Consider the following 5134-nt stretch of genomic DNA (forward strand, 5'->3'; position numbering starts at 1 on the left):
GTGTCCTTGTACAACTGGTACGAGTGCGCCTGGGCGACGACCTTCGCCTTCGAAGCACCCGGGTCCGGGAATAACACCGAATATTGGGGCAGGCTCACGACCAGTACGGGGAAGTGGTCGACGCTACCAGTCCACTTCCACGGGCGTGTCCAGGCGAAAAGCTGCACCACCTGCGCCTGCCCGGCCTCGCTCAGCGGCAACAACTCCAGGAACTCCGCCAGCTTCTCCAGCCAGACCCCCTCGTCCCTGACCTGGTCGTCATAACCCAGCAGATCCGGATCACCCATCAACCGATCCAGCTCCCGGTAGATCCCCGGATCCGTGCCGGCCAGCATCATCGCCGCACTCAACTCGGCCCGCACCTGCCACAACGCAGGATTCCCGGTCAGCTCACCCGCGTCCCCAGCCCAACCCCGGAACTCGAGCCGATCGCCCTCAAATCCGAGGCCGTCAAAACGCACCGCACGATTCCTGTCGTTCAGATTGGGAAGGGATCGGTACCCGTAGGCTCCGGTGTCGTCGTCCACTGTGTACGGATCCGACGGAAGCGGAATCGGCCCAGCGAACGTGACGTTGCGTTGCTTCGACCCGTCGCCGCCTGCAACGTTGCCCAACCAGTAAAGCACCGCCTCGAAGACCTTCGCGACCTGCGCCACCCGCACGTACTGCACAGGGGTCAACTGCCAGTCAAAACTGACATTGATGTGCCCCCCTGACTCCGAGCCATAACCGCCCTGCCGTTGTACCGCGCTCAGCAACTTCTCCATGCTGGGCCACACAGTGCCATGACCGTCATTACGCAGGATCGGTGACGTCGCCTCCACCTCGAACGGCGGCCCCTCCTTGATCAACGCCCACCTGCCACTGGCCGCCATCGCCTTGGCAGCCTCCTTACCAATCAGCTGCGAGCCTTGTGCCTTCCAGTCCACCAGCCCCTCTTGTTCGAGCACCGTCCCCAGACTGCTGGCCCGGTAACCGAAATCCCCGGCGGGGAGCTTGAATTCGACCTCGAATCCCAGGCGCACGTCCGGCCGGGAGCTCACCCCACCGGGCACGCCGTCGTTGAAATAGACGACCGGAACATGCCCCTGCGCTATCGCCTGCTTGGCCTGCTCATACACCTCACGCACCTTCGCGAGGCGGATATCGTGCAACGCCCTCTCCGCTTTCCGCACCCCGGGCAACCTCGCGTCGGCGGTCTGCAGATCGGCTGAAGTCCAGTGTCCCTGCCGTACCATTCTCTTCGAGCGTTCGACGTTCTTACGCAGCCTTCGGATCGACATCCGGCGGCATCGCGTTCAAATGCCGCTCCATTCGACCCGTCAGCTCGGCCAACTCCGCAATCGCAGGCGGCTCCAGTAGACTTACTTACCCATCGCGGTCTCCCGCAGAGATCCCGTCAGGCCCTTCGACCCCAAACAACCCAACGGAGCCCGCCCCGTCGTGGTAGTCGGGGAGGAAAGGCGACCGCTCTAGCACCTCCGGCATCCGCATCGTCCCCGGCATCCTGGCCCAGGTACGCGGTCAACTCGTTCGCGACAAACTCCTCATAAGTACCCTCGCCCAGCGCCGCCCCAGCATCCGTTGCACCCGTATCCCGCGACACTGCTGAATCCGCCACCGCCTGATCAAGCCACGCACAGCCCACTCCGATGCTCCCTCCGGCCCCGCAATCCGCTCGTCCCGGCCCGCCAGCGGGGCCCCACTCGCCCCGGTGTCCATCACGTCCCGGTCCTTGTTCTTCCGCCGCCGCCCCGCCACCTTCAACCGAAGCGCCGCCAGCTCCGCCGCCTGCTCCTCAGTCAACGGTCCCCACCCCTCCAACTCCTCCAACTCCGCAACACGGACGGCTTCGGCCCTTCTCCGCCAGCGAGCCTTCGCGTCCCTTTCCGTCTTTTGCATCTTCCGCTCCGCCTTAGGCCGGAGCTCCGCCAGCTCCGCCTCCAGCTCCTCAGTCAACTGCCCCCGCCCCGCCAACTCCTCCAACACCACAACCCGATCGGCGGCAGCTGTTATCGCCTGGTACTCAGTCGTGTCCCTTTTTCTCTTTTTCTGCTTCCACTCCGTCACCTTCGGCCGGAGCTCCACCAGCTCCGCCTCCAGCTCCTCAGTCAACTGCCCCCGCCCCGCCAACTCCTCCAACACCACAACCCGATCGGCGGCAGCTGTTATCGCCTGGTACTCAGTCGTGTCCCTTTTTCTCTTTTTCTGCTTCCACTCCGTCACCTTCGGCCGGAGCTCCACCAGCTCCGCCTCCAGCTCCTCAGTCAACTGCCCCCGCCCCGCCAACTCCTCCAACACCACAACCCGATCGGCGGCAGCTGTTATCGCCTGGTACTCAGTCGTGTCCCTTTTTCTCTTTTTCTGCTTCCACTCCGTCACCTTCGGCCGGAGCTCCACCAGCTCCGCCTCCAGCTCCTCAGTCAACTGCCCCCGCCCCGCCAACTCCTCCAACACCACAACCCGATCGGCGGCAGCTGTTATCGCCTGGTACTCAGTCGTGTCCCTTTTTCTCTTTTTCTGCTTCCACTCCGTCACCTTCGGCCGGAGCTCCACCAGCTCCGCCTCCAGCTCCTCAGTCAACTGCCCCCGCCCCGCCAACTCCTCCAACACCACAACCCGATCGGCGGCAGCTGTTATCGCCTGGTACTCAGTCGTGTCCCTTTTTCTCTTTTTCTGCTTCCACTCCGTCACCTTCGGCCGGAGCTCCACCAGCTCCGCCTCCAGCTCCTCAGTCAACTGCCCCCGCCCCGCCAACTCCTCCAACACCACAACCCGATCGGCGGCAGCTGTTATCGCCTGGTACTCAGTCGTGTCCCTTTTTCTCTTTTTCTGCTTCCACTCCGTCACCTTCGGCCGGAGCTCCACCAGCTCCGCCTCCAGCTCCTCAGTCAACTGCCCCCGCCCCGCCAACTCCTCCAACACCACAACCCGATCGGCGGCAGCTGTTATCGCCTGGTACTCAGTCGTGTCCCTTTTTCTCTTTTTCTGCTTCCACTCCGTCACCTTCGGCCGGAGCTCCACCAGCTCCGCCTCCAGCTCCTCAGTCAACTGCCCCCGCCCCGCCAACTCCTCCAACACCACAACCCGATCGGCGGCAGCTGTTATCGCCTGGTACTCAGTCGTGTCCCTTTTTCTCTTTTTCTGCTTCCACTCCGTCACCTTCGGCCGGAGCTCCACCAGCTCCGCCTCCAGCTCCTCAGTCAACTGCCCCCGCCCCGCCAACTCCTCCAACACCACAACCCGATCGGCGGCAGCTGTTATCGCCTGGTACTCAGTCGTGTCCCTTTTTCTCTTTTTCTGCTTCCACTCCGTCACCTTCGGCCGGAGCTCCACCAGCTCCGCCTCCAGCTCCTCAGTCAACTGCCCCCGCCCCGCCAACTCCTCCAACACCACAACCCGATCGGCGCCGACGCCCCACGCCGGCACACCCCACACCACCGCCGCAACACCGTCGTCGTCACTCCCGGTTGGTCGAACCCGTCATCCGTCACGCCCCTGATCCGTGTGTGGGCCAGTGCGGATAGATCTCCGCAGGTTCGCCAGAATGTCTGATTCGGGAATCCATCAACGCCTCGGCACGTCCGGCCGGGAGCTCACCCCACCGGGCACGCCGTCGTTGAAATAGACGACCGGAACATACCCCTGCGCTATCGCCTGCTTGGCCTGCTCATACACCTCACGCACCTTCGCGAGGCGGATATCGTCGCAACCGTGTCGGTGCTGTGATTCTGGGGTACGAGCTCGGAATCCTCAAGCCGTCACATGCCGAGCAATTCAGAAATGCCGAAGATTCACCGAGTGGCCATGCATCCCGCATATGCCTGCCGGTCCGCCAACAAGACATGAAAGAAATCGAAGCTTTAGCGGATCTTCTTGCCAGGCGCATGAAAAAACATCTCCACACTGAGGCCATGAGCCGACAATGGGAACAAACGAGAAGCCGATCCTAGTCGCGACCCCGCCACCTGTGCATCTACCGCAAATTTAATCTACGCAACCGTGTCGGTGCTGTGATTCTGGGATACGAGCTAGGAATCCTCAAGCCGTCAAATTCCGAGCAATTCAGAAATGTCGAATATTCGCCGATTGACCATACATCCCGCATATGTCTGCCGGTCTGTCAACAAGACATGAAAGAAATCGAAGCTTTGGCGGATCTTCTTGCCAGGCGCATGAAAAAATATCTCCACACTGAGGCCATGAGCCGACAATGGGAACAAGCGAGAAGCCGGTCCTAGTCGCGACCTCGCCACCTGTGCGATGCCCCACATCCAGGGCGCGTGCAAGGTTGAACTGTCCGGTTTAGGTAGTTTCGGGTAGGGGGGTGGGTGGCAGGTTGGCCAGGTGGTGGACCGTTTCGATACCGGCGGCTTTGCCGTTCGGGCGGCGCCAGCACTAGATGCGGATGCCCTGCCGGGCCCCGAGCAGATCGGTTCGCAGGTTTCCGTCCAGAGCAAGGACCTTCCCGGCTGCGGGTCCTGGCGCGTCCGTACCCGCCCACCGATTTCCATTGAAATTGCGGAGGTTGTCCACAGGCGTCGGCGTGTCGGGGTGCGACCCCCAGACACGGCCCGGTGCCGGTCGACACTGGATATCCAAATGTCGTGCCCCCCGGCCCGGCATCGGTCCGTCGCGGCCGGTTGGCGGCAGATCCTCCAGCCGCCAACCGGCCGCACCCACGTGATTCCCTCATTTTCATACTAGTACGAACGGTATTAATGTAGTGCGAACGTCACCGCAAAGATTCAGCACAGACAAGTTGATAAATCTCACCAAGGAAGAGAGGGACGTCATATATTGTATCGCCTGCGAACTTACCGACAATGAAATTGCGATGCGGTTGCACATCGCGAAAGATACCGTAAAGTCCCGATTGGGTAACATCTACCGCAAGTTTAATCTACGCAACCGTGTCGGCGCCGTGATTCTGGGGTACGAGCTCGGAATCCTCAAGCCGTCACATGCCGAGCAATTCAGAAATGCCGAATATTCGCCGATTGACCATACATCCCGCATATGTCTGCCGGTCTGTCAACAAGACATGAAAGAAATCGAAGCTTTGGCGGATCTTCTTGCCAGGCGCATGAAAAAATATCTCCACACTGAGGCCATGAGCCGACAATGGGAACAA

Annotated in this window: 2 protein-coding genes and 1 pseudogene; 1 reads left to right on the top strand and 2 read right to left on the bottom strand. The window is 61.4% G+C overall.

All coding sequences use genetic code 11. The annotated features are described in order from the left end of the window. A pseudogene (locus SSPN_RS47445) lies at positions 1-1175 on the bottom strand (hypothetical protein); the annotation flags it as partial. Positions 1176-1524: 349 nt separating this feature from the next. Next, positions 1525-3429: a hypothetical protein gene (locus SSPN_RS58010; RefSeq protein ID WP_192814559.1), complete on the bottom strand. Its 1905-nt coding sequence runs from the start codon at positions 3427-3429 to the stop codon at positions 1525-1527. Between the two features lie 1297 nt (positions 3430-4726). On the opposite strand from SSPN_RS58010, the gene SSPN_RS52915 reads away from it, so the two are divergent. Further along, positions 4727-5134 (top strand): response regulator transcription factor (locus SSPN_RS52915; RefSeq protein WP_237710919.1); only part of this gene is annotated, 408 nt, incomplete at its 3' end.

This window comes from Saccharopolyspora spinosa NRRL 18395 (assembly GCF_000194155.1).
Taxonomy (GTDB): domain Bacteria; phylum Actinomycetota; class Actinomycetes; order Mycobacteriales; family Pseudonocardiaceae; genus Saccharopolyspora; species Saccharopolyspora spinosa.